General features: G+C 61.3%; 22 protein-coding genes. 12 read left to right on the forward strand and 10 right to left on the reverse strand.

The window, feature by feature from the left end; translation table 11 throughout:
• Positions 1–145 precede the first annotated feature (145 nt).
• Entirely contained in the window at positions 146–817 is a 672-nt protein-coding gene (locus ASD52_RS03920; RefSeq protein WP_057222966.1) for a protein-L-isoaspartate(D-aspartate) O-methyltransferase, read from the reverse strand.
• A gap of 480 nt (positions 818–1,297) precedes the next feature.
• On the opposite strand from ASD52_RS03920, the gene ASD52_RS03925 reads away from it, so the two are divergent.
• The 5 genes from ASD52_RS03925 (at position 1,298) to ASD52_RS03945 (ending at position 11,811) form a co-directional block, all read left to right on the forward strand.
• Complete coding sequence (locus ASD52_RS03925) at positions 1,298–2,287, forward strand: LysR family transcriptional regulator (protein ID WP_057222970.1); 990 nt, start codon at positions 1,298–1,300, stop codon at positions 2,285–2,287.
• Between the two features lie 130 nt (positions 2,288–2,417).
• On the forward strand, positions 2,418–3,587 hold the full coding sequence (locus tag ASD52_RS03930; protein ID WP_244497410.1) for an HlyD family secretion protein: 1,170 nt from the start codon (positions 2,418–2,420) through the stop codon (positions 3,585–3,587).
• Between the two features lie 18 nt (positions 3,588–3,605).
• Positions 3,606–5,174 (forward strand): DHA2 family efflux MFS transporter permease subunit, encoded by a 1,569-nt coding sequence (locus tag ASD52_RS03935; protein WP_057222971.1) that lies wholly within the window; start codon positions 3,606–3,608, stop codon positions 5,172–5,174.
• Between the two features lie 407 nt (positions 5,175–5,581).
• Positions 5,582–6,565, forward strand: coding sequence for a GAF domain-containing DNA-binding protein (locus ASD52_RS03940; RefSeq protein WP_057222974.1), 984 nt, complete (start codon positions 5,582–5,584; stop codon positions 6,563–6,565).
• A 254-nt stretch (positions 6,566–6,819) separates the two neighbouring features.
• Positions 6,820–11,811 (forward strand): autotransporter domain-containing protein, encoded by a 4,992-nt coding sequence (locus ASD52_RS03945; protein WP_156612870.1) that lies wholly within the window; start codon positions 6,820–6,822, stop codon positions 11,809–11,811.
• Positions 11,812–11,974: 163 nt separating this feature from the next.
• Here the strand turns inward: ASD52_RS03945 and ASD52_RS03950 are convergent, their stop codons facing one another.
• Positions 11,975–12,862, reverse strand: coding sequence for a helix-turn-helix domain-containing protein (locus ASD52_RS03950; RefSeq protein WP_057223411.1), 888 nt, complete (start codon positions 12,860–12,862; stop codon positions 11,975–11,977).
• A 114-nt stretch (positions 12,863–12,976) separates the two neighbouring features.
• Here ASD52_RS03950 and pobA point away from each other — a divergent pair, with 114 nt between their 5' ends.
• Positions 12,977–14,149: a 4-hydroxybenzoate 3-monooxygenase gene (pobA, locus tag ASD52_RS03955; protein ID WP_057222979.1), complete on the forward strand. Its 1,173-nt coding sequence runs from the start codon at positions 12,977–12,979 to the stop codon at positions 14,147–14,149.
• On the opposite strand, the gene ASD52_RS03960 is transcribed toward pobA, so the two are convergent.
• Complete coding sequence (locus ASD52_RS03960; RefSeq protein ID WP_057222983.1) at positions 14,150–14,671, reverse strand: GNAT family protein; 522 nt, start codon at positions 14,669–14,671, stop codon at positions 14,150–14,152.
• A 102-nt stretch (positions 14,672–14,773) separates the two neighbouring features.
• On the reverse strand, positions 14,774–15,700 hold the full coding sequence (pcaQ, locus tag ASD52_RS03965) for a pca operon transcription factor PcaQ (protein ID WP_057223413.1): 927 nt from the start codon (positions 15,698–15,700) through the stop codon (positions 14,774–14,776).
• 93 nt (positions 15,701–15,793) lie between these two features.
• Here pcaQ and pcaD point away from each other — a divergent pair, with 93 nt between their 5' ends.
• The 5 genes from pcaD (at position 15,794) to ASD52_RS03990 (ending at position 19,553) form a co-directional block, all read left to right on the forward strand.
• Complete coding sequence (gene pcaD / locus ASD52_RS03970; protein ID WP_057222985.1) at positions 15,794–16,606, forward strand: 3-oxoadipate enol-lactonase; 813 nt, start codon at positions 15,794–15,796, stop codon at positions 16,604–16,606.
• The gene (gene pcaC, locus ASD52_RS03975) at positions 16,599–17,003 is read left to right on the forward strand and encodes a 4-carboxymuconolactone decarboxylase (RefSeq protein ID WP_025429133.1); all 405 of its coding nucleotides are present in this window, start codon (positions 16,599–16,601) and stop codon (positions 17,001–17,003) included. The genes pcaD and pcaC overlap by 8 nt, the downstream gene beginning before the upstream one ends.
• A gap of 13 nt (positions 17,004–17,016) precedes the next feature.
• Positions 17,017–17,766, forward strand: coding sequence for a protocatechuate 3,4-dioxygenase subunit beta (pcaH, locus tag ASD52_RS03980; RefSeq protein WP_057222987.1), 750 nt, complete (start codon positions 17,017–17,019; stop codon positions 17,764–17,766).
• On the forward strand, positions 17,766–18,380 hold the full coding sequence (pcaG, locus tag ASD52_RS03985) for a protocatechuate 3,4-dioxygenase subunit alpha (protein WP_057222989.1): 615 nt from the start codon (positions 17,766–17,768) through the stop codon (positions 18,378–18,380). Before pcaH ends, pcaG begins: the two co-directional genes overlap by 1 nt.
• A 117-nt stretch (positions 18,381–18,497) precedes the next feature.
• The gene (locus ASD52_RS03990; RefSeq protein WP_057222994.1) at positions 18,498–19,553 is read left to right on the forward strand and encodes a 3-carboxy-cis,cis-muconate cycloisomerase; all 1,056 of its coding nucleotides are present in this window, start codon (positions 18,498–18,500) and stop codon (positions 19,551–19,553) included.
• A gap of 397 nt (positions 19,554–19,950) precedes the next feature.
• Here the strand turns inward: ASD52_RS03990 and ASD52_RS03995 are convergent, their stop codons facing one another.
• The 6 genes from ASD52_RS03995 to ASD52_RS04015 all read right to left on the reverse strand — a co-directional run bounded on the left by ASD52_RS03995 (position 19,951) and on the right by ASD52_RS04015 (position 24,489).
• Positions 19,951–21,111, reverse strand: a complete 1,161-nt coding sequence (locus ASD52_RS03995) for a class I SAM-dependent methyltransferase (RefSeq protein WP_162254146.1) — start codon at positions 21,109–21,111, stop codon at positions 19,951–19,953.
• Positions 21,069–21,989, reverse strand: a complete 921-nt coding sequence (locus ASD52_RS04000; protein ID WP_057222997.1) for an NAD(P)-dependent oxidoreductase — start codon at positions 21,987–21,989, stop codon at positions 21,069–21,071. Before ASD52_RS04000 ends, ASD52_RS03995 begins: the two co-directional genes overlap by 43 nt.
• Positions 21,990–22,112: 123 nt before the next feature.
• On the reverse strand, positions 22,113–22,439 hold the full coding sequence (locus ASD52_RS36800; RefSeq protein ID WP_082571707.1) for a hypothetical protein: 327 nt from the start codon (positions 22,437–22,439) through the stop codon (positions 22,113–22,115).
• A gap of 420 nt (positions 22,440–22,859) precedes the next feature.
• Positions 22,860–23,195, reverse strand: a complete 336-nt coding sequence (locus tag ASD52_RS04005; RefSeq protein WP_057222999.1) for a tetratricopeptide repeat protein — start codon at positions 23,193–23,195, stop codon at positions 22,860–22,862.
• A 33-nt stretch (positions 23,196–23,228) separates the two neighbouring features.
• Positions 23,229–23,819 carry a flavin reductase family protein gene (locus tag ASD52_RS04010; protein WP_063991800.1) on the reverse strand — a complete coding sequence of 197 codons (591 nt, stop codon included), beginning with the start codon at positions 23,817–23,819 and terminating at the stop codon, positions 23,229–23,231.
• A 61-nt stretch (positions 23,820–23,880) separates the two neighbouring features.
• On the reverse strand, positions 23,881–24,489 hold the full coding sequence (locus ASD52_RS04015; RefSeq protein ID WP_057223000.1) for a superoxide dismutase: 609 nt from the start codon (positions 24,487–24,489) through the stop codon (positions 23,881–23,883).
• A 105-nt stretch (positions 24,490–24,594) separates the two neighbouring features.
• On the opposite strand from ASD52_RS04015, the gene ASD52_RS04020 reads away from it, so the two are divergent.
• Complete coding sequence (locus ASD52_RS04020; protein WP_057223001.1) at positions 24,595–25,293, forward strand: metalloregulator ArsR/SmtB family transcription factor; 699 nt, start codon at positions 24,595–24,597, stop codon at positions 25,291–25,293.
• The last annotated feature ends 14 nt before the right edge of the window (positions 25,294–25,307 follow it).

The raw sequence follows: 25,307 nt of genomic DNA on the forward strand, positions 1-25,307 counted from the left end.
CTCGTGCAGGCAATGATGCTGGCTTTCGGTTCAAATCCCCTCACATCAGGATTTTTGTCAATCAGTCGAGCGTCTGCATGGGCGTGGTAAACGATCTTCGGAATAGTATGTGAGGGGTCTATTGCGCCACATGGCCACACGGGCATCAGACCGTCTCGAGCCGGCCGAACCGAACCGGGATGAATTGCCGCGTCTCGAGTTGTCCCGCCGAATCCTTGTCAATAACAGTCAGAAACTGTTGTTCAGAGCCCATAGGAAGAACCAAACGGCCCATTGGCTTGAGCTGTTCAATCAAAGCCGGCGGCGCCTCTTCTGCCGCCGCCGTAACCAGGATCTTGTCGAATGGCGCGCGGTCAGGCCAACCGCCAGACCCATCGCCGACACGAATGCCGACATTTGATATGCCGAGGCTACGGAGGAGAGCCTCGGCATGGCTTGCAAATTCCTCGATGATTTCGACGCTCCAAACTTGCCCGGCGAGCTCCGCGAGGATTGCGGTTTGGTAGCCCAAGCCGGTGCCGATCTCGAGCACTGCCTCATGCGGTTGGGGAGCAAGGAGATCGGTCATGAGAGCGACGATGAAGGGCTGCGACACAGTTTTATCGAAGCCGATCGGCAGCGGCATGTCCTGATGGGCAAAGGGCGCAGCGGGTGCGGGCACGAAGAGATGCCGGGGCACCCGCAGCATCGCTGCCATCACCCGTTCATCGAACGCCGCCTTGCCCAGTTCTTCGCTTTCAAGGTCGGCATAGATTGCAATCACCTCGACCATGTGCCTGCGCAGGACCGCGAGGTGCTTTTCGTTCATTGGCCTCATGAGCGCGGGCTCTCCTCAGCCAGGTGGGTGCCAGTTACGTTTCTCACATTAAACGGCCATGGGTAAACGATCGCAAGATGAAAAGGCCAACAATGGTCCCAGCGATCCGGCGCTCACAGGCAAAGGCTCAGAAGGGTGGAACTGCGGACCTAGCAGTGATGTCGTCCATTGTCTCACGCGGTCCCTTCTCTTGCGTGGACTGTCGCGCGTGGCGCAGTCTCGCTCAATTCAATGGGATTCCCATCCACCATAAAAGGCTCACCGAAGCCAGGTACAGGATGGTATCTGCAAGCAGTCTCTGACCGGGCTTCAAAGTGGCACCGACCGTTTCATTCCGGCAAGGCCATTGCCGCGCGTCTTCCTGCATCATCATTTCACACCTTCCCGTGGGTTCGCGCTCCAGCCCGCTGGCCGCGGCGGCGCGCATCTGACTGGCGGGATATGCGAAGCCCGGCTACATTAATCAAATGAAGCAGGGCCATGTCGAATATGCGTGACGTTCATAATCTCGATCTCAATCTCGTGCGGATCTTCAATGCGGTGCTGGACGAGCGTGGCGTCACCCGGGCAGCCGAGCGCCTGCATCTGACGCAATCGGCCGTCAGCCATGCCTTGGCGCGACTGCGCGAGATCATCGGCGACGAACTGTTCATCCGCGGTCCTGACGGCATGCACCCGACGCCCCGGGCGGCCGAATTGGCGCAATCGTTCAAGCCGGCCCTCGTTCAGATCGAGGCTGCGTTGTCCGAGCCGGTTTTCAATCCGGCAACGTCCGAGGTCGAGTTTTCGATCTCGACCTCGGACTACATCACCGCAACGATTGTCCCGGATTTGATGTCGCGCATGCGCAAGGCGGCGCCGAACGCCCGCTGCCGCGTGCGCGCTCTCAGTGAAATGAACATCACCGAGGAACTCGATCGCGGGACAATCCATGTCGCCATCGGCGTTTTCGGCAAGACGCCCTCGCGCTTCGTCAGCGAACCCCTGTTTTCGGACCAAAGCGTCTGGCTGATGCGCCGGGATCATCCCGCCGCTTCGGGCGCCTTCGGCCTGCGCGAACTTTCGCTCTATCCGCAGATCGACATTTTGATCTCCGACCAGATCCAGGCGGGTGCCGGCGCGACAATCGATCAGGGCGGGCTGGAACGCGCCTATATCACCAGCAATCCGCGTCATATCGAGGCCTTGCTTGGTGCCGAAGGCCTGGTGCGCAAGGTCGGAGCCACCGTTTCTCACATTTTGGCCGTGCCCTCGCTGGTGGCCGCGACCGATATGCTCGCCTTCACGCCGCTGCAATTTGCCAAGCGCGCAGCCAAGGCACTCGACCTGACCTGGCGGGGGCCGCCCTACCAGGCGCCGGCGTTTCAGATCTCCATGCTGTCACATCGCACCATGGGCGCACATCCGTCGGTGCAATGGCTGCGCAACGAGCTGATCGAAAGCGCCAGGCGGTATGGCGTCGAAGAATGACGCGGTATCTTTGATCTGCATGAATGGCATTCATTTTTCAAATGCTCAATGATCATTTCATTCATTACCCTTCAGGGCTCATATTGTCGAAATCTTGATCTGGTCCAACGGACCCAAAGGATTTACGGCAATGAACGCAGTCGTCACGGAACTTCCCGTTCAGGACAAGCGAACGGCTCCGATGCAGACCCCAGCAACCGGCCGGTCGCAGAGCGAAGAGCCGAGGCAAACCAAAAAGCCGCGCCGCAAGCGGACCTATCTCGCGCTTGCGCGCTCCGCCGTCATCGTCATGGGCATAGGTCTTGCCACGGTGATACCGCTCGGCTGGGGGCAGTGGGTGGCCGGTTTCACCGACCAATCGACTGACAACGCCTATCTGCGCGCCGACATTACGCCGGTGAGCACGCAGATAGGCGGACATGTCCGCGCCGTTCTCGTCAGGGACTTCGAGCGCGTGCACGCCGGCGATATCCTGGCCGAGATCGATCCTGCCGAATATCTGGCAAAGGTCAGTCGTGCGCGGGCTGCGGTATCGGCGGCCGAAGCGGCGATCCGCAATGTCGATAGCCGTGTACAGTTGCAGCACCGCATCATCGCGCAGGCGCAAGCGAGTATTCAGGCGACGGCGGCAGACCGCGATCGCGCGGCTGCCGAGCATGACCGGCAGAAGACACTCGCCCGCGACGGCTGGTCGACCAGCCAGAGACTAGAAGAGGCGCTTGCCGCCATCCGCCGCTTCGAAGCCCAGATGATCGAGAAGCAGGCCGAAGTCGATGCCGAGCGGCAGCAGTTGGACGTGTTGGGCACGCAGCGCGAACAGGCATCGGCCGAGCTTGCCAGTCGGCGCGCCGAGCTTCAGCTTGCCGAAATTGAACTTGGGCATACCAAGGTCATCGCGCCGACCGACGGCGTCGTCAATGTGAGCAGTGTGCGTGCCGGCCAGTATGTGTCGGCTGGGACGCGCGTGATCTCCGTCGTTCCGCTGCCGAATGTCTATGTGGTGGCGAACTACAAGGAAACGCAACTCGGCAAAGTCCGGGTCGGCCAGGCCGTCACGATCGCCGTCGATATGTTTCCGGGCGAACGCCTTGCCGGCCGCATAGAGCAGATCTCGCCCGCGAGCGGTTCGGAATTCGCCCTGTTGCCGGCCGACAACGCCACCGGCAACTTCACCAAGGTCGCTCAGCGCATCGCGGTGAAGATAGCGCTGAGCGATGTGCCCGAGGGGCTGCGCCGGCAACTGCGGCCCGGCATGTCCGTCGTATCGACCATTCACACCGATACATCCGCCAAGCTTTGAGGACGGGGAGGGCTGACGATGACATCCGTTGCGATCGCAAAGCCTGGCGTACCGTTTCCGGGCCTGAAAACCATCGTGGCGATCGGAGCCGTGCTTCTCGGCACCTTTACCTCGATCCTCAATTCGCGCCTGACAGAAATCGGGCTGGCGGATATCAGAGGCGCACTCGGTCTCGGCTTCGACGAGGCGTCGTGGATCACGACGGCCTATATCGTCGCCGAGGTCGCGGCGATCCCGGTAGCGGTCTGGCTGCGCGGTATTCTCTCGCCGACGCGCGGGGTCATCATCGGCGCGGTGTTGTTTTCAATCTTTTCGCTCGCCGTTCCGCTCAGCCCGAACCTGCAGGTGCTTTTGACATTGCAGGCGCTGAGGGGCTTGAGCGCCGGCATCCTGATCCCGATGAGCTACGCCGTCATCATGCGCCACCTGCCGCAGCAGCAGCGCCTGTATGGTCTGTCGCTCTATGCGCTGATTTCGGCTGCCACACCTAGCCTTTCGGTCTCGTTGGAAGCCTGGGTAATCGATCGCCTGTCCTGGCAGTTCCTCTTCTGGCTCAATGCCGTCCCCGGCGCGCTGACAGTCTTTGCCGCCGGTTACGGCCTGGCGCACGAGCCGATCAAATACATGCGTTTCCGCAAGGTGGACGGTTTTGGGCTCTTGGCACTGTCGCTTGGCCTAGCGGCGTTGGTAACGGCGCTCGACCAGGGCAACAGGCTAGACTGGCTGCACTCGGGCTTGATCGTCGGGTTGCTTCTGGCCGGCGTTTTCCTGATCGGCGCCTACCTCGTCCACGCTTTGCTGCATCCGAACCCGGTTGTTAGTCCAAAGCTGCTTTGGCGGCGCAATGTCGGGCTCGGATTGCTGCTGATGTTTACGGTCAGGCTCGCCATCATGTCATCGGCGTTCCTCATTCCGCAATATCTGATCCGCGTTCAGGGCTATCGGGCGCTCGAAAGCGGTGGGCTGTTTCTTAATGCCGTGATCCCGCAATTGCTGTTGGCGCCCGTCGTCGCCTGGCTCTGCTACAGGGTCGACCCGCGAAATCTCTTGGCTGCGGGTGGGATCCTGACCGGCGGCGGCATCCTGATGGCGGTCAATATCTCCAGTGTCTGGGCGGCCGACGATTTCCTGTTGCCGGTGATGCTGCAAGCGCTCGGAGCGCCCCTGTTGGCGGTACCGACCATGGTGTTGATCACCGAAGACATTCAGTTTCAGGAAATACCCTGGATCGCCTCCCTCGTGCATATCGTCAGGACTGTCGGGTCGGCCGTGGGGATGGCGCTTGTTGCAACGGTCGTACGCGTGCAGGAGCAGGTTCATTCCAACCTGATCGGCCTTCACGTGCACAGCGGCAACCCCGAAGCGCTCTCTCGCGTCGAGGCACTCGCGCGCACGCTGCGGCCACGGGCGTCAGGCGAACAGGGTGCGATGGGGCAGGCGACGGCAATGGTGGCCAGGGTGGTTCAACGGGAAGCCTATACAATGAGCTACGCCGACGCTTTCTTCCTGCTCGGCATCATCATGCTGCTGGCGACGGTGACATCACTCGCCATGCGCCGGCCATCGCTGCCGGGGCGGTTCCTGTAGCGGCAAAGCTTCGTCCCCTCCAGCGTGCGGGGCGCGTCTGTTCTCTACCCGCGAAGCCCCCCGGGTTTTCGCTCTGGCCCTGCGGCACAACCGCCGATATCGCTTCGTTTTGCCAACCATCAACCCAAAAAGGGGCGCTTGGGCGAAGCGGATCACTCTTGCATTTTTCTCACGTTCAACCTCAACTGGCGGCCGTGGGCGGATGCTGCGTTGCGAAACGCTGCTGCATGACGATGGAGGGGGCCATCGGAACGCGCGCGCTTGAGTAATTATCGATTTCAGAGCTCCGTTTGTCGCCGCCCCTCGGCGATCATCGGACGAGTCCGTCGTTGTCACGCCATGGTTTCCTGGGGCGGCAACGACACATTGCGAAGCCTCCCCAATTCCTTATTCACATATTGGTCGCCATGAACGAACAGTTTCAACCGTCCGACCTTTCCGATACAGCGCCGCCCTACGAGTTGATAGAAATTGCCGAGTGTTTCCAGCCAATCGTGGGACAGCCTTCGTATGACTGGGCCTATCTGGCGGCCACTCACCTCATAGGCTTGCCTGCCAACGTCGCGATTTCGGCAATCCTGGAGGAAACCGGCAGGCTCGCCGGCGCCGATCGCGCCTGGATGTTCGAATACGACGACGATCTTCTGCGGTTCCGCAATACCCAGGAATGGGCGCGTGAGGGCGTGTCGTCGCATGTAGAAGATCTGCAGCAGACGCCGGTGACGATGATCGGTTGGCTGCATCAGTGGCTGGTCGCCGGGAAGGCGGTAATGATCAATGACGTCGCCAACCTTCCGCGTCCCGCTCGCGTCCTTCAGGCGGAAATGCTGCGTCAGAACGACAAGAGCGTCCTGTGCGTGCCGGTCTTTCATGACGGCACCTTGCGCGCCTGTATCGGCTTTGATGCGACGCGCGCGAAACGCCGGTGGCCGGTGCCCGAGATCCACCAACTTGCCCGCTGTGCAAAACTGATCGGCATCGCTCGCTATGGGCGAGCCTCGACGGACGGTCAACGCGACGGAAGCACCGTCAGCGCACTCACCGGCACCGAGCCCCTCGTGCATCTGCATATGCCGGGGCGCACGCGCGGCGTTCCGCTGGCAGCGATCGTCGGATTGCGTTCCGCCAAAGACTACACGCAGATCTGGTTGAGAGACGAAGCGGCGGTGCTCGATCTACGGCCGCTTTCGTTCTGGATCGGCCTGCTTCCGAAGTCGAACTTCCTGCGTATCCACCGTACGACGGTGATAAACATAGCGCATGTGACCGAGTTGGATCGTCACGCGGGCCCGACCAGGCAGGCCTGGGCAGTGCGCCTGCGCAGGTTCGATACGCCATGGGCCGTATCACGGCCTTACAGGCAGGAATTGCGCAGCCGGCTGGGGATCTGAGATTGTCCACAGTCGCAGACCTCTCGCTTTGTCGTTTCGTCGAACCCGTAGGTTGTTTCGTCGATTGGCCGTTGCCGCTTTAGGGTTGCCGTGCAAGCCAGCGTCCTGGGATATTTTGGATGATGGCGAGGGGCAAGCCTTTGAAAAAGATCAATTGTACAATTCAGGGCTTGGCTTCTGGGCTTGAGGGTGGCGAGCACCGCGGACATCGGCCGTCGCCGAGACGGCGCCCGGTGGGCGGCAGGCAACGCCTCTTGCTGAGCAGCACGGCGCTATGGCTGTTCGCCGCCTCAGGGCTTGCCCTCGGTATGGTGGCGACCGCGCCTCTTGCTCAGGCGGCAGGAAAGGGCGGAAACGGCGGCAGCTCGGGTGGCGCCGGCGGCGGCGTCGATGGCAATCTCCAGGGGACACCTGGCGCCGATGCGACCTATTCCGGAAATGGCGGCGGCGGTGGCGGGCCGGGTGCCGCCGGCGGCGCTGGAAGTCAGCTCGGTACCGGGGTTGCCGGAAGTGGTGGCGCAGGCGGTACCGTTGGCAGCCCGAATGGAACGTCAGGCGGTAATGGCAGCGGCAGCAGCGGCAATTATGGCGGCGGCGGCGGTGGTGGTGGTGGCGCGCACGGCAGCGTTGGAGTTGCCGCTGGCCGCGGTGGCGATGGTGGTTCTTCGCCAAGTGGCGACGGAGGTGGTGGCGGTGCTGGTGGTTATGGCCGGATTGTCGCCTCTGGCAGCACCGATAGCATTACCGGAGCGACAGTCTCAGGCGGGCAGGGCGGACATGGCGGTGCCGGCGGGGGAGCGTCGGGAGGCGTTGGGATTGGTGGCAGCGGTGGTGACGGCGGTGATGGCGCCGCGCTGATCGGTGGCGGCACATTGACGGTGAACACGCAGCTTACCGGTGGCAACGGCGGCAACGCCGGCGCCGGCGGCGACGTTACCGAAAAGCGCAATGGTGATGGCGGCATCGGCATTAGCGCGTTGAACGGCGGCACGCTGATCATCAATGGCAGCGTCACGGGCGGCGTGGCAGGAAGCGGCGGGACGGGCGGCGTGCATGGAGCCGGCATTTTTGGCCGAAACCTGGATGTAACCCTTGGCGCTTCCGGGTCGATCGTGGGCGGCAATGGCGGGACCGCCAATGCCATGACCTTCGATGGTGGCGCCAACACATTCCGGTTTTCTGCGGCGAGCCCAAGTCTCGCTGGCAACATTGCCATCAACAATTCCGCCAGCCTGACGATCGACCAGACCGGTAGCGGCAGGATCAACAATACGATTACCGGCAATGGTTCGCTCATCAAATCCGGCAGCGGCACGCTGACGCTGACGGGGATGAACACCTACACGGGCGCAACGAGCATCGCGGCCGGCGGTACGCTTGCGTTGTCCGGCCAGGGACGGATCAATGTGTCGAGCGGCTTGACCGCCAACGGTATCTTCGACGTCTCGGCCGCCGCGTCGGCACAGGTCAAGTCGCTTGCCGGCAGCGGTCAGGTGGTGCTCGGCACCAAGACGCTGATCGTCAACAACGCTACGGGCACGTTCTCCGGCGCGATCAACGGCAGCGGCGGCATCTCGATTAGTGCCGGCACGCAGGTCTTGACCGGCACCAACGGCTTCACCGGCGGTGCGGGAATCTCTCCGGGGGCGACGCTGCAGATCGGTGATGGCGGCATAGGCGGAAGTCTGGCATCTAATGTCACCAATTTAGGCGCGCTCGTCTTCAACAGCTCGGGCGATTTGACCTATGGCGGTGAGATCACTGCCAACGGAACGTTCTCTCACATCGGCAACGGCACGCTGACCTTGACCGCGACCAGCAGCACGCGCGGTCTCGTGACGATCGGAACGGGCAGCACTTTGCAGCTCGGCAATGGCGGTACGACCGGCTGGATCGGCGGCACCAACAACTTCGCCGGCTCGATCACCAACAACGGTGCGCTGATCTACAACCACTCGAACAATGTCAGCTATGCCGGCACGATCAGCGGCAGCGGCACACTCTCGCAGGCCGGCACCGGCCGGCTCACCCTGACGGGCGATAGTTCGTTGTTCGCCGGCACGACGTCGATGTCGTCGGGGACGACCTACGTCAATGGTCAGCTCGGCGGCAATGTCGATGTCGATTCGGGAGCCGTACTCGGCGGTGCCGGCAAGATCATCGGCAATGTGACGGTCGATGGCACGCTTTCGGCTGGCAACAGTCCCGGGACGTTGACGATCGGTGGCGACCTGACGCTAAACGGAGGCTCCGCATCCGTATTTGAGCTGAACACGCCCGGCATCGTCGGCGGCGTGGGCGCGGGCGGAAACGACCTGATAAAAGTCGGCGGCAATCTGACGCTCGGCGGCGCCCTGAATGCTCAGGTGGCGTCTGCAGGATATTACCGGCTGTTCGAACATGCCGGTTCGCTGTCGGGCGGCTTCGCCACGACGGTCGCGACGTCGACAGCACCCGGCTTCACCGTCGCCAGCCATCAGGTCCAGACGGGCATCGCCAAGCAGGTCAACCTGTCGGTGCTCGGCACCGGCCAGACCATGCATTTCTGGGATGGAGCAGATACGGCCGGCAATGGCGCCGTCAATGGCGGCACCGGCACCTGGACGTCGGCCGGCACCAACTGGACGGGCGATCCGTTGCACGCCGGCATCAATGGTAGCTTTGGCGGATCCGTCGGCGTGTTTGCCGGCGCGACCGGTGGTGTGGTCAATGTCGTTGGCACGCAGAGCTTCGACACGCTGCAGTTCTCCACGACGGCCGATGGCAGCGGCTACACCATCAATGGCGGCGTGCTCGCCTTCAATCCGGCAAGCGGCACGGCGGCAACCATCAATGTCGGCAGCGGCGTCGCAACGACGATCGGCACGGTGCTGCAGAACGGTGCAACCGGCAGCGGGCTCAACAAGGTCGGCAACGGCACGCTGACGCTGACGGGGATGAACACCTATACGGGTGCGACGAGCATTGCGGCTGGTGGCACGCTTGCGCTGTCCGGCCAGGGCCGGATTAGCGCTTCAAGTGGATTGACCGCCAACGGCGTCTTCGACGTCTCGGCGGCTTCATCGGCACAGATCAAGTCGCTTGGCGGCAGCGGCCAGGTGGTGCTCGGCGGACGGACGCTGATGATCAACGCCGCCGCGGGCACCTTCTCCGGCGCGATCACCGGCACCGGCGGCATTTCGGTCAATGGTGGCACACAGGTGTTGACCGGCGCCAATGGCTTTACCGGCGGCGCCGGCATCGCTCAGGGTGCGACGCTGCAAATCGGCGACGGCGGCACGGGCGGATCCCTTGCATCGAACGTCACCAATTATGGCGCGCTCACGTTCAACCAGTCAGACAATGTGACCTATGGCGGCTCGATCAGCGGCCCTGGCTCGTTCTCGCAGATCGGCAGCGGCACGCTGACCTTGACGGCAACCAGCAGCAGCCGCGGTCCGGTAACGATCGGTACGGGCAGCACGCTGCAGCTTGGCAATGGCGGGACGACCGGCTGGATCGGCGGCACCGGCAACTTCGCCGGCTCGATCACCAACAATGGTGCCTTGATCTACAACCGCTCGAACGACGTCATCTATGCAGGCACATTCTCCGGTAGCGGTGCACTCACCCAGGCCGGCACCGGCAAGCTCACCTTGACGGGCGTGAACACCTTCACCGGCGACACCTCCATCACGTCGGGGGCACTGATCGTCAATGGCTCGCTTGCCACCTCCCGCCTGACCACCATCCACGGTGGCGCCCGCCTCGGCGGCACCGGCACACTTGGAAACACGACCGTTCTGAGTGGCGGCGTCCATGCTCCGGGCAATTCGATCGGCACACAGACGATTGCCGGCAACTATACCAACAACGGCGTCCTGCAGATCGAAGGCACGCCTGCCAGCACCGACAAGCTGATCGTTTCGGGCAATGTCGATATTTCCGGTGCGACGCTCGATCTTCTGCTCTCTCCCAACACGGCGGCGAGCTGGAGCCCGGTCAACGGCCCGTTCATCCTCATCGACAAGCAGAGTTCAGGCGCCATTACCGGCACCTTTGCCTCGATCGTCGACAATCTGGTCTTCCTCGATCCGACCGTCGATTATAGCGGCGGCGACGGTAACGACCTGTCGCTTAAGCTGACCCGCAACGACATCAGCTTTGCCAGCGTAGCCCGCACGCGCAACCAGATTGCCGCCAGCACCGGCGTCGATGGGCTGGGGGTTGCGAGCCCCATCGTCAATGCACTTTCGCTTGCAGCAACGCCTGAGGCCGCACGCACGGCCTTCGACCTGCTTTCGGGCGAAGTGCATGCCTCCTTCCAGTCGATCCTGATCGAGGACAGCCGGTTCCTGCGCGACGCGGCAAACGATCGTTTGCGCTCGGTTCTTGGCGCCGTGGGTGCCAAGCAGTCTTCCGGAAACAGCGCGGCGGCTGATACGGGCGAGCTTGCCATCTGGGCACAGGGTTTCGGCTCCTGGGGCCGTTGGGATGGCGACGGCAACGCGGCAAAGGCGGATCGCTCCATCGGCGGCTTCTTCGTCGGTGCCGATACGCAGGTGGACGAATGGACCGTCGGCGCGCTTGCGGGCTATTCGCGGTCTTCGATGGACATCGACGCGCGGTTTTCTTCGGCGACATCCGACAACTATCATCTCGGGCTCTATGCCGGTGGACAATGGGGCGACGCTTCGCTGCGAACAGGCGCTGCCTATAGCTGGCATGACATTGAGACGAGCCGCTCGGTTTCGTTCCCAGGGTTCTCCGATCGTCTTGACGCCGACTATGATGCCGGCACTGGCCAGGTCTTTGGCGAGTTTGCCTATGCCGTCAGGACCGGCTCGGTCGAGTTGGAGCCGTTTGCCAATCTCGCCTATGTGCAGCTCAACCGCGATGGCTTTGCGGAACGCGGCGGGGCAGCTGCACTCGTTGGCAGCGACGCATCGCAGGACACCACGTTCACGACCCTCGGTCTGCGCGCAGCATCCAGTTTCGACCTCGGCGGTATGCTAGCGACGGCGCGCGGCACGATAGGCTGGAAACACGCCTTCGGCGATACGCTGCCGCTGTCGTCGAATGGGTTCTCGTCTGCGAGCACCTTTACCATCGCTGGCGTTCCGATCGCCGAGGATGCGGCGGTGCTCGAAGCCGGTCTCGACTTTGCTCTTACGCCGGATGCCAATCTCGGGCTGATTTACGCCGGACAGTTCGGCAGCGGCGTCAGCGATCAGACGTTCAAGGCAAATCTGAGCCTCAAGTTCTGAGGGATCCGATTCGACGCGGACAGCTGCTTGCCGAGGTCTTGTATGACTTTGGCAGGCGGCTGTTTCGTTTCGGAAACGGAGGCGAAAAAACAGGTGGCCGCAATAGGCAGCGACATCGCCAGGGGCGCGCGGCCGGCTCGGCAACTGATTGCCATCCGAGTGCCTATGCTCCGAGCTTCGTGCGCTCGGCAAGCCGCCAGGCCCTGGGTGTCATGCCGGTCTGGCGCAAGAAGAAGCGAGAGAAATAGGCGGGATCGGCGAAGCCGAGCCGGAAGCTGATCTCCTGCACGCTACCTCGGGTGAAGACGAGCTCGCGCCGTGCTTCGTCCGTCAGCTTGCGCGCGATGATCTCGTGGGCGCTTTGGCCGGTGATGCTGCGGGCGATACGGTTGAGATGCGTCGGCGATAGGCCGAGTTCGCGTGCGTAGAACGCTGCGGGCTTGTGTGCGCGATGATGCTGCTGGACGAGACTGAGGAAAAGTTCGACGCGTTGCTCGTTCTCCGTGTCGGCGGCGTCGTCCTCGACGGGGTCCGCTTCATCGAGGCGGGCGCCCAGTGTCAACGCCGACGTCAGATAGGAATCGAGCAGATCGGTGCGGTGGCTCCGGCTGGCTTCCCATTCCGCACCCAGCCGGGCAAGGGTCAGCGCCACATAGCGGCCGTCGTCGCTGCCGTCGAGGCGAGTGAGACGCGGCGTCGCCATCCAGGCGCCGAGGCGGCTGCGCTCGCCGGGCGATACCCTGAGATGCGTGGCGAGGACCGTGAACACGAACCCGTCGATATCACGGGAAAAGCGGAAGCCATGGCTGATCGCCGGCGGCACGGTGATCATCACCGGTGGGCGAATGGGGTGCGCGGTGTCGCCGAACACCGCGTCTCCCGATCCGCCGGCAATGTACAAGATCTGGAAGAAACTCTCATGGCGATGCAGCCCGATCTCCCAATGATGCAGGCTGCTGCGCGACGGGATCGTCTCACAATGCAGCCAGAAATCCGGCCGCTCCAGCGATTGCTCGCCGTAAAGCTGGTAGGTTGGAACCGTCCTTTTCATCGACCGCATCCGTTGGTGATGTTCGATTAGTGCAATTTCCTGACTGAAATGTCCATTGAGCCTGGTGGCTCTCCCGAGCAGAGTCTTGTCAAAAGTCAGTTTCGGGAGGAAGGCATGCGCACACAGATCGTCATCATCGGGTCAGGTCCATCGGGCCTTCTCCTTGGGCAATTGTTGACCGGTGCCGGCATCGACAATGTCATCCTCGATCGCGTGAGCAAGGACTACATTCTTGGCCGGGTGCGGGCCGGCGTGCTGGAGGAGGGAACGGTCAACCTGATGGACCGTGCGAAGGCCGGCAAGCGCATGCATGCCGAAGGTCTGCCGCACGACGGCTTTTCGCTCGCCTTTGATGGCCGGGATCATCGCATCGACCTCTACAACCTGACCGGCGGCAAGCGCGTGATGGTCTATGGCCAGACGGAACTGACGCGCGACCTGATGGAAGAGCGCGCGCTCACCGGCGCACCGTCGATCTACGCTGCGGCAAATGTCGAACCGCATGATTTCGATGGTCACAATCCGTACGTCACCTATGAACTCGACGGCATAAGTCACCGTATCGATTGCGATTTCATCGCCGGTTGCGACGGCTTTCACGGGATCAGCCGCAAGTCGGTTCCTGAAAAGGCGATCCGCACCTTCGAAAAAGTCTACCCCTTCGGCTGGCTCGGCATTCTTGCCGATGTCCCGCCGGTCAGCCATGAACTGATCTACGCCAACCATCCGCGTGGGTTTGCCCTTTGCTCGATGCGCTCGCAGACCCGCAGCCGCTATTACCTGCAATGCGCGCTCGACGAGAAGATCGAGGATTGGACGGATCAGCGCTTCTGGGACGAACTCAGGCGGCGATTGCCGGCGCACCATGCCGAGGCGTTGGTCACCGGCGCGTCGTTTGAAAAATCGATCGCGCCGCTCCGCTCCTTCGTCGCCGAGCCGATGCGTTTCGGGCGGCTGTTCCTGGTTGGCGACGCCGCGCATATTGTGCCGCCGACCGGTGCCAAAGGTTTGAACCTTGCGGCAAGTGACGTGCACTACCTCTTCGAAGGACTGCTGGAACACTATCAGGACCGCTCGAATGCCGGTGTGGACGCCTATTCGGCGCATGCCCTAGCGAGAGTGTGGAAGGCCGTGCGCTTTTCCTGGTGGATGACGACGATGCTTCACCGTTTTCCGGATACCGGCGATTTCGACCAGAAGATCCAGGAGGCGGAACTCGATTATCTCACCCATTCGCGCGCCGCCTCGACGGCGCTTGCCGAAAACTACGTCGGGTTGCCGTTCTAATTACGCCGGGATTTTCGCCGCGAGATCGCTGCGCAGCATGCCATAAATGGCGGTGTCCCACCTGATATCGCCAACCCTGGCCGAAGACCGCCGAACGCCTTCCTCGATAAAGCCGAGCTTCAGATAGGTGCGGATTGCGGCCGTGTTGAAGGTATAGACGTTGAGTTCCAGTCGCTCGAAGCGGGCGTCTGCGAAGAAGCGCGCGATGACCCGCTGGAGGAAGGGGTGGGCGAGACCTTGGCCGCGAAACCGCGGGTTGATCGCCACGCGGCTCAGACGACCGACGCCATTTTCCCAGTCGAGCGCGACCTGGGCGTGGCCGGCAAGATTGCCGTCGACAATGCCGGCAAACATCCAGCGCGTCGGTGCATCCCCGGATGTCGAAGCCTGCATCTCCTCGAGCTGCGTCTCATCAAGCGGAAAGCGGAGCCCGGGCCCGCCCCATTGAATGAGCGCTTCGGCGGTCGGGAACCAGTCCAGCATGTCGGCAATGTGGTGTCCGGTGAAGATTTCGAGCTGCATTGGATCGATCGCATGGTGGTTTCGGTGAACGGATGAGGGCCGCAATCTCGGCTGACGAGGAGGTTTTGTAAAGGTGGCCCGGTGTCCGTTACCGGACTACCGTCAGGCTTTCGGCGCGATAGCCGCTGCCGCCTCGCGGATGGTCTGCATCAGGATGGAAAGCGGCAGCGACGGAATGGAGTCCGCGCGCATCGTCAGGCCAACCGGGCCCTTGGTCTCGCTGGTGTCGATCGGCAGGACCGCAAGTGTGCCATCCTCAATGTCGCTGGCGACGACACCCGCCGAAATGATCCAGATCGCGTCACTGGCGCGCACGAAGGCGCGGCCGAAGGCGTCGGAGACCGTTTCGATCTGGTTCCGCAGGCCAGGTATGCCGTTGGCAATCAGGAAGTGTTCGACGAAGGGGCGGATGATGGAGGCACGCGTCGGCATCAACACCGGGTAGTCGCCGAGATGAGCGAAGGCCGATTGCGCGTCGGAAAGCAAGGGATGACCGGCTCGAACAGCAAAGACCACCTGTTCGGAATAGAGGTGCTCGAAGGAAAAGCCGGTCATCTTTTCCGGCGCCGCCAGCCGGCCGACGACGAGATCGAGGTCGCCAACCCGCAGTTGCTCGAGAAGGACGGCATTTTCGCCGGTGACGATCTTGATCCGTGCGCCGGTGTCCTCCTTCAGGAAGAGCGACATCGCCTTCGGCATGATCCGTGTCGAGACCGTCGGCAATGCTCCGATGCGCACCGGTACGCCATCACCGGAGCGCTCCTGCGAGACCGAATCGAGGCCCTGGCGCAGTGCCGTCAGTGCCGCACCGGCATGGCGAAGAAAGACCTCGCCATAGCGGGTGATCTTGATACCGCGTCCTTCGCGCTCGAAAACGGCAACGCCCAGAACCGCCTCCAGCTCGCGGATTGTCTTGGTGACGGCTGGCTGGCTGACATGCAGGAGTTCGGCGGCCTTCATGACGCTCTTCTGCCTTGCGACCTCGACAAAAGTCTGCAGATGACGAAACTTGACCCGGGCGTCGACCATGGAATTCATAACTCTTGAGTTAATGGAATGCCGTGAAATATCATTTTACCTAACCAGATTAAACAGACAATTTGGTTGCAGAGGAGAAGTGCCGTGCAGTTTGCCCGCATCAATGACATCACAATCCACTATCAGGTCATCGGCGCCACGGCCGAGCGGCCGGTGCTGGTCTTTGCCAATTCGTTGGGCACCGACTTTCGCATCTGGCGTGACGTCATCGTGCGCCTTGCCGGTGACTATGCGATCGTTCTCTACGACAAGCGCGGCCACGGTCTCTCCGATATCGGTCCGCTCCCTTACGCGATCGAAGACCACGCCAATGACCTTGCCGGCCTGCTCGACATGCTCTCGGTCAAACAGGCAATCGTCTGCGGCCTCTCGGTCGGCGGATTGATCGCCCAGTCGCTCTATCAGCGGCGGCCGGATCTCGTGCGGGCCCTCGTTCTCTGCGATACCGCGCACAAGATCGGCACGCCGGAACTGTGGGCGCAGCGCATCGCGGCCATCGACGCCCATGGCATTGAGGCGATCGCCGACGGCATCCTCGAACGCTGGTTCACGCCTGAGTTCCGACGCCCTGAGAATGCGGCGCTGATAGGCTACCGCAACATGCTGATCCGCCAGTCGGTGACGGGCTATGCCGCCACCTGTGGTGCGATCCGCGATGCCGATTATACCGAAGCGGCTGGGCGCATCGCCGTGCCCGTCCTTTGCGTCGTCGGCGACCAGGACGGATCGACGCCGCCGGATGTGGTGCTTGGCACAGCTCGCCTTATTCCCGGCGCCCGCTACGAGGTTATCCGCGATGCCGGGCATATCCCTTGCGTTGAAAAGCCGGAGGCACTGACTGCGGTATTGCGCGCCTTTTTTGAAATTGTAACGCATGGAGACAACAGCCATGAGTGATGCCTTCGCGCCCTCCGACCGCTATCGCCAGGGCATGGCGACGCGGCGGGCCGTCCTTGGCGACAACCACGTGGACCGTGCGCAATCGGCCTCGACCGATTTCGACCGGCCGTTCCAGGAGTTGATCACCGAGGCGGCCTGGGGGCACGTCTGGTCGCGACCGACCTGGACGAAACGTGAGCGCTCGATCGTGACCATCGCGCTTCTGGCGGCACTGGGCCAGGACGAAGAGGTTGCCATGCACGTGCGTGCGACCGCCAATACCGGCGCCAGCCGTGACGATGTCTGCGAGGCGCTGTTGCATGTGGCGATCTATGCCGGCGTTCCGGCGGCGAACCACGCGATCAAGATCGTCAAGCAGGTCTTTGCGGAAATGGACGCCGGCAAGGCGGCCTGACGGGAGCAACGAGATGTCCGATAGAGCCAACCGGAAGCCCGAGACCGGCGCCTTTTTTCCCCGCGACAGGAACTGGCATGCGCCGGCGCTGACGCCAGGCTACAAGACCTCGGTGCTGCGCTCGCCGCAGAAGGCGCTTTTGTCGCTCGACGGCACCATTTCCGAAATCACCGGCCCGGTCTTTGGTCATTCCATGCTGGGCGAACTCGACAACGATCTCATCCATAACTTCGCCAAGCCGGGCGAAAGCGCGATCGGCGAGCGCATCATCGTTCATGGGCGCGTACTCGACGAACGCGGCCGGCCTGTTCCCGGCGCTCTTCTTGAATTCTGGCAGGCCAATGCCGGCGGGCGCTACCGTCACAAGAAGGAAAGCTATCTCGCAGCGCTCGATCCGAATTTTGGCGGCTGCGGCCGCACGATCACCGACGAAGACGGCTTTTACTCCTTCCGTACGATCAAGCCCGGACCCTATCCCTGGCCGAACGGCGTCAACGATTGGCGTCCCGCCCACATCCACTTTTCGGTTTTCGGTCACGGCTTTGCGCAGCGGTTGATCACCCAGATGTATTTCGAGGGCGATCCGATGATCTGGAAGTGTCCGATCGTCAACACGATCGCCGATCGCCGTGCGATCGAGCAACTGATCGCACCGCTCGATTGGGCAAACACCATCCCGATGGATGCGCGGGCCTACAAGTTCGATATCGTCTTGCGCGGTCGCCGCTCGACGCTGTTTGAAAACCGCATGGAGGGCAACTGATGGTCCAGGCGCTCGGCTATCTCAAGGAAACGGCGTCGCAGACCGCTGGTCCCTACGTGCATATCGGTCTCACGCCGAATTTCTGTGGCATCGGCGGCGTCTATGACGCCGACCTCGGCACGACGATGGTGAGCGAGCGCACGCTCGGCGAACGCATCACCGTCAGTGGCCGGGTGCTCGATGGTACGGGGACGCCGCTTCGGGATGCGCTGGTGGAAATCTGGCAGGCGGACGCGGCGGGGCTCTACAATTCGCCGTCGGAAATGCGCGGCGCGGCGGATCCAAGCTTCTCCGGCTGGGGACGGTGTCCGACCGGTGCAGAAGACGGGGTCTTCCGTTTCGAAACCATCAAGCCGGGTCGCGTGCCGTTCAAGGACGGCCGACCGATGGCGCCGCACATCACATTCTGGATCGTTGCGCGCGGCATCAATATCGGCCTGCACACGCGGATGTATTTCCCCGATGAAGCCGAGGCGAACGCCGCCGATCCCTTGCTTTTGCGCGTCGAGCATCGCCATCGTGTCGCGACGCTTGTCGCGACCGGCAGCGCCCCTAGTTATGTCTTCGACATTCACCTGCAGGGTGAGAAGGAAACGGTCTTCCTCGACATCTGAAGCTGGAATGTCACGCGAGAGGCCGATCCTTTGCATCTTGGTGCATGGACGGCGCAAGGCAGACCGTGGCATTCCGTTCAAGCGCGAGCGGGCATCGCGACAACTATCGGGGGGACCATGACCTATTCCGCTTTCGATCATCCCTATCTCTCGGGCCTTCTGGGCGATGAGGCGGTCGCTGCCGAGTTTTCGACCGCCGCCGACATTCATGCGATGCTCTCCTTCGAGGCGGCGCTGGCGCGCGCAGAAGCGATCCACGGGGTCATCCCGGAAAGTGCTGCCGATCGCATCACCGAGGCCTGTCGCGGGTTTTCTCCCGATGTGGCTGCACTCAGGCGGGCCATGGCAGTCGACGGCGTCGTCGTTCCGGAACTTGTTCGACAGTTGCGTGCGGCTGTGGGTGGTGAGGCTGCAACGCACGTGCATTTTGGCGCGACGAGCCAGGACGTCATCGATACGAGCTTGATGTTGCGCATGAAGGCTGTTGCCGAGCTTTTCGGCACTCGCCTTGGCGATGTCGTTTCGGTGCTGGAGGAATGCGACGATCAATGGGGCGAGCGAGAGCTGATGGGCCGCACGCGGATGCAGGCGGCGATACCGATTACCGTGTCCGATCGGCTGCGCACCTGGATCGAACCCTTGCTCGATCACAAGGATCGGCTGCAGGCGATGGATCGAGATCTCTTCGCGGTTCAGTTCGGCGGTGCGGCGGGCACGCTCGACAAGCTGAAGGACAGGGCCGACGATGTTCGCGCCACGCTGGCTGAGGAACTGGCGCTTGCCGATTTTCCGCAATGGCACTGCCAGCGCTCGGAAGTTGCCGACTTCGCCAACGCGCTGTCGCTCGTCACCGGCAGCCTCGGTAAGTTCGGGCAGGACATTGCGCTGATGGCGCAGCTAGGTGACGAAATCGAACTTGCGGGTGGTGGCGGATCGTCGGCGATGCCGCACAAGCAGAATCCGGTTGCCGCCGAGGTGTTGGTGGCGCTTGCCCGTTTCAATGCGACGCAGCTTTCCGGGGTGCATCAGGCGCTGGTGCACGAACAGGAGCGCTCCGGCGCTGCCTGGACACTCGAATGGCTGATCATGCCGCAGATGGCAGGAGCAACGGCGGCGGCCTTGCGTCTCGCAGCCGAGCTTGCCGGCAATATCAGGCGGCTTGGGTCCGCCTGACGCCTAGCGCATCTCAATCCCTAGGATCTGCTTCCTGCGCTTCAGGTTCTTATTTTGGGGAATTATCCAGCAAATACCCCAAGATTCCAGGTGCCGTGAGAACTAAAACGGTAGGATGAGCGCAGCTGGAAGCTCTCATGCCTAGCGTGTGCGCACGACACTGGCAGCCTTGGGTAAGGCAAATCTTATGATACATTAAGGCGCGCAACGATCATAAGATTTGCATTATGAAGACCAAAACAACGATAAGCCCAGCCATCAAACCTGAGCTGCGCACCTTGGGCATCATCACTTTGAAATCTGCAAACGTCTTCTTCGCAATGCACTCTAGACTGTGTTGGAGCATTTCGGGGAAGATAACAACGACTTTCGCTTTGTTCATCAGGCCGGCAGTGACCTACATCACGACGACGCGAGCCCCGACGCCCATCTCCGCTAATTTCCTTCGGATTTCGATCTCATAGTTATTGTTCATGATGATTATGGTGTCGACAGGTCGGCTCTTCAGGATTTGGGGTGCTGCGATCTCCACACCCGACAACGGTGCGAATTTCCCTTGCTTTTTGTCGTTTATATCTATGCCAATCGCCACTCCATCGACGAGGCAAGCCAGGATAACGCCTTTTGTTGCCATACCCCATACCGCGGTGCGAGGCTCCTCACTCACCATCCTTTTTACCGAGCCTATCGAGTGATCCTCTGACGCTGCGTAAGCTCGAACTGCTGCCGTGGCATCGAGACCGGTTAATTCGGTAGATGTGGCTCGCCCCTTGGACACGCCAATGGCCCATTGATACTGCCCTCCAAAGGAGGGCTGCTGCTCTATATCGGAAAAGCCTGCAAGTTGCATGGCAGTTCGTAAGGACTGCGCACTGAAGTAGTTGCAGTGCTCGTAGCAAAAGTCCCAGAAAGCGCCATTTTTGAGGATCCAGTTGACCTCAGGCACCTCCACATAGAGCGGGATATTGGGCGCCGCTTCAGCGAGTTGCATAAGAAATTGAACGGGTTCCGTTATATGCTCCAAGACGTGCCGAAGGATCACGAGCTTGGTATCAGCCCCGAATGATCCTGGCCGGAAGACATCTTGGATCAGGGTGAAGTTGTCCTGTTCTACAGGAATGCAGCTGGGGTCTATGCCGATGCCCTTGATGCCTGGAGCCAAGCGGCAAAGCGTCCTTAAGAAAGTTCCTTTGCCGCAACCCACATCATAAACGGTTCCCGACGTCAGATTGTACTTCGTTATCAGGAGTTTTGCGATGTCTTCGGCGTAACGTTCAAAGGTCTCCGAGGGCACGTCGTTGTTGTAATGCTCGTCGTAAGTGATGAGTTTCTCGTCGAACTCACCGTTGTAGCTGAAGCCACACCTTGAGCAGGTGCATAGAGTTAAGCGCCCAGAGGGCGCCTGCAGCGCCTCATCTCTTGTGTCGTAAACTCTGTTCTGGAGGATCGGGATCTGGCTGCGTGAAACAGATGTCACGAACTCGGTGCTTTTGCAGACCGGGCAATTCCTGTACGTCATCTTCTGATCGCTTCGTTCGTCAAATTTGATCTCCACCACGCCACGGTGGCGCTGATGCCGTCCTCTAGCGTGTATCGAGGGCGAAATCCAACCTCATTCCGAAGGCGCAGTACGGATGCAGCGAGGCAAGGCGGATCGTTTGCCAACGGAGGGCGCGCCCCCAGCCTTACTAGGTCGCGTCTGCCAACTTCTTTCGCGGTTAGCTCGATGATCTCGCGCAGTTGCCGCGGCTCGCCGCTAGCAATGTTTACGGGACCCTGCACATCGCTAGCAGCGAGTTCTATGATCGCGTCAGCGACGTCATCAACATGCATGAAGTCGCGAATTTGTTTGCCATCGGAAACGTCCATCGGCAGGCCATCGAGAAGGTTACAGACTAAATCGCTGAGCAGGCGTCGGCGTTTCTCTCCGGGGCCATAGGGAAAGAAGATATGGGCCCAGGCAAAGGAAATTGAGTGCTTCTGCGCGTATGCGTTGACGGTCGCATGAAGAGAGGCTTTGGCCTGCCCGTAAATTGTCGATGGGGCTAGGGGCGTTTCCCTTTCGGTCAAAGTGTGGAAATTCCAGTCGTATTCTGCACAGGTCCCTGCAATGATGACGCGTTTTCCGCCCCCTGCTAAAAAAGCATCAAGAAGCCGAAGCGAAGCGGCCATCCATCTGAGATTGTCAATGCTGGTCCAATAAACGCCGGGCTCAGTGCACCACGCCACGTGGATCATCGTGTCAGCGCCAATCGCAGCTACCCGTCGGAATTCATCAGCATCAGAATCAAGCAGATCCATCTGATGGAAGCTCACGCCGTCCACTTTTGGATCAGTCCTGCCAAGCGAATACACTTGGCAACCGCGACGGATCAGCGAAGTCGGCATGCTTTTGCCCACGAAGCCGTTCGCGCCTGTAACAATAACTCTCTGCAAGACATTCCCTCCGGATATCCGACAAGCCACCTGTGTAGGACGTGGGAACCACGGCGACTTCCGGACCTATAAGCCCGATCGTGCGGAAGAACGCAATGAAGCCCATCCGGCAAATGCCAGGCGTTAATCATTGTAACCGAGGATCGGGCAGCGAGGTGAAAGGCCGAAGACGATTGAACGTCCGCGGGTTCCTCGTATTTCAATCCAGCGATTGGTGGTGCGACCAATCTGGGCGCCTGGTAGGCCTTGCTCCCGTGCGATTGCCAAGGCTCGTCGAGGGGAACAATAGCGACGCTCAGCGCGGTAATCGCGATAGTCCTCGTCGTAGTAACGTGGTCCATCGTTATATCTTGGCCCGCCGCGATCGATATAAAGCTCTATGTCTTGTGCAAGTGGAATGCCGGGTAAAAACGACGCGAGCAGCACGCTGATTGCAACGATCTTTCTCATGGATGATCCTCCTAAACCGCGATCCTACTAAGCACCCTGAATTATGAACGCTGCCAGAACGCAATTGTTCAGGAAACGAAAAGTTCAGGGTGCGGACGCGAACCGAAGCGCATTGAAGCGATTGGCAATCCATCGCCATGTGGTGCTAACACGGACTTCATCCAAGTGCGCCATTTGCTTTAGGACTTCTGCGATTTATGTATCGGGCGGTTCGGCGCGCCCTAATAGGCGCGGTCAATGCCTGCATCGGCTGCAAGACGCTATAACAAGCTCGCCGCCAAATTCCTCGGCTTCATAAACTCGCAAGCATCATGCGCTGGCTTAAATGATTAATTCGTCACTTCAGCCTAAGCCCTTGTATCCGCACATGTTCGGTGCCGAAAAGCCGCTGAACACATTTGCGCGCCATGCCTTGAGCCGTTACGGCGAGCCTTTGTTCGCGGCCGCACACTGTTTGTCCAGCCGCTTGAGGAAAACGGTGATCTCGCGTGCCACCTGCAGGTCGCCCTTCTTTTCGGCCACGGACCGTCCTTCGGTCCAGATGCGCCGCGCTTCCTCGATGCGGTTGAGCTTCAGCATCGCCGCGCCGATGAGCTTCCAGGCGGCCGAATAGCTGGGATCGAATTCGATTGCACGCCTGAGGTGGACAAGGGCGGTCTCGGCATCCGCCTCCTGCAGACAAATGCTGCCGAGGGTGAAGCGCAAGAGCGCGTCGTCACGTCCTTCGTCCAGAATTTTTTCAAGCACCTGTCGCATGGCAGCTCCCAAATGGGTGTCCGTTCGCGCCGCTCAGATTGTTGGGCACGAGTTGGCTGATGGCAATGGGCGTCCGCCGGACGTGGCGGCAAAGGGCGTCGGTCTCTCCAGTGCCTGGTATTGCCGCTCGCTCCAGAGCAGGGGGTCGGCGTAAGCGGCGGTTTCGGTGGCGATGATCGTTCCGACAAAGAGCCGGTGGTCGCTGACGAGGATGGAAGCGCTGAGCACGCAGTCGAGCCCGGCGGCGGCACCGAGAAGACGCGGACGGCCGGAGGGCCAGTCCGCCCAGATGCCGACGAGATAGCGACTGGCTGCCGCGACGCGGCCGGCGAAGGCGTCGGCAACCAGTTCCTGACCCTGGGCGAGCATCGCCAGCGAGAACCCATCCTGTTTCAATATGGTGTCGGCAAGCGCGCTATCCGCCTTGATCGAGACGACGATGGACGGAGGGTTTGCGGAAAGCGAGAAGACGGCGGTCGCCGTCCGGCCCAGGCACTCGGAGCCGCTGCCGGAGCTGACGACGCAGACGGTTGATGCCAGCCGCGCCATCGTGTCGGCGAACTGAGGTCTGGTGACGGCACGTTCGGCGTGAGCGGTGATATCGACAGAGGTGGTCTGGGTCATGGGCGCAATCCGGCTGAGGCATGGGCGTGGCGCCGCCGGCGCGGCGCCACGGCAGAGGTGATCAGGCGGACTTAAGCTCAGCCTCGGCGAACTCGTAGTTCGCCAACCGATCGAGGAAATTGCTGACATAGTCGGGGCGGCGACTGCGGTAATCGATGTAGTAGCTGTGTTCCCACACATCGAGACCGAGCAGGGCCTTGCCCTCATTGGTGGCGATCGGGTTCGAGCCATTGGCGGTCTTCGTCACCTTGAGCTTGCCACCGGCGTCGAGCACGAGCCAGGCCCAGCCGGAACCGAACTGGCTGGKGGCCGCGGTCTTGAACGCGTCCTTGAAGGCCGTAACGCTGCCGAAGTCCTCCACGATCTTCTTTTCGAGACTGTCCGGAATGCGCCCGCCCTTGGGCGAGAGATTGTTCCAGAACAGGATATGGTTCCAGTGTTGCCCGGCATTGTTGAAGACCGGCGCCAGTTCGGTCCTACCGTTTGCATGGCGAATGATGTCTTCCAGCGAAAGGCCGGCGAGAGCCTGATCCTTTTCGACGAAGCCGTTGAGTGCCGTGACATAAGCCTGGTGGTGCTTGCCGTGGTGGAATTCCAGCGTCTCGGCGCTCATTCCAGCTTCGGCCAGAGCGCCGATGGAAAAGGGTAGGGAGGGGAGTTCGAAAGCCATGGTTGAAATCCTCTTCGGCCGGATGGAACGCAGCGAATGTCTTGTGCGAGATCCATCCGGCGTGTATTTAACAAGACAATTCTTTGTAAATCTCCGGGCAATAATATGTCAAGCGATCACTTGTTAAATCCGGATCAAAGCCAGGGACGTTCGCCAGCCGAACGCATCCTGCTGGCGCTGAAGCTGCATGGTCCGCAAACGGCGGCTGCACTTGGCAAGCGCCTGTCGATATCAGGTGAGGCGGCGCGCCAGCAACTCGTGCGCCTTGCCGAGGAGGGGCTTGTAAATTCCTGGTCGGAGGCGCGGGGCGTCGGCCGTCCCTCGCAGTTCTGGGGGCTGACCGCGTCGGGCCATGCGGAATTTCCCGATACCCATGCGGAGTTGACTGTCCAGCTGCTGCGCACGATCCGCCAGACGCTCGGCGACGCCGCCGTCGATCGCGTGATCGCGGCGCGCGAGGAGGAGACACGAACCGGCTATCGCGCAGCGCTCGACGGCGCCAGGAGCCTGCGTGATCGGGTGGAGAAGCTCGTGCGCCTGCGAACCGCCGAAGGTTACATGGCCGGCTACGAGGAGGCGGACGACGGCACTTTTCTCTTCGTTGAGAACCATTGTCCGATCTGCGCCGCCGCTGCCAGTTGCCAGGGCTTTTGCCGGGCGGAGATCAACATCTTCCGCGATATTCTCGGCCGCGACGTGGCGGTTGAGCGCACCGAACATATTCTCGCCGGCGCGCGTCGTTGCGCCTATGTCATTGCCCCGGTTCAACCGCGGGCGGTGCACGGTGAGCGTTCCGACGCCTGATTTTCAGATGCTGT

Origin of the sequence: Ensifer sp. Root142 (genome assembly GCF_001426785.1) — a bacterium.
Lineage (GTDB): Bacteria > Pseudomonadota > Alphaproteobacteria > Rhizobiales > Rhizobiaceae > Ensifer > Ensifer canadensis.